We start from the raw sequence: 259 nt of genomic DNA, 5'->3' as shown, positions 1-259 counted from the left end.
AGCAAATACTTTCAGCAACACAATGTGTTAGTGCTCAATTATGAAGCTGATACCTTTGCACATCAATGTCTTGAGTTTGCCGATAATGTCACCGCCCTAGCGCTAGACTTTAATCATCACCTCACATTATCCTCTTGCGCTAATGAAAAATTACAATGCTATTTTGGCCATCAACTGCCTGAGTCATTAGCTGATGCAAAATTTGATAGCGTCATTATTTACTTTCCAAAAGCTAAACCCTTAATGGGCTATTTACTGC

General features: G+C 38.6%; 1 protein-coding gene. It reads left to right on the top strand.

Going from position 1 to position 259, the window contains the following annotated elements; translation table 11 throughout:
• The coding region (locus AAEY79_RS15500) for a hypothetical protein (protein WP_352289434.1) at positions 1-259 on the top strand (259 nt) is incomplete at both ends.

This window comes from Psychrobacter sp. GW64-MNA-CIBAN-0177 (genome assembly GCF_040309585.1).
Classification (GTDB): Bacteria; Pseudomonadota; Gammaproteobacteria; order Pseudomonadales; family Moraxellaceae; genus Psychrobacter; species Psychrobacter okhotskensis.
The sequence above is the reverse complement of the archived record's forward strand: the minus strand, read 5'-3'. Positions and strand labels throughout refer to the sequence as shown.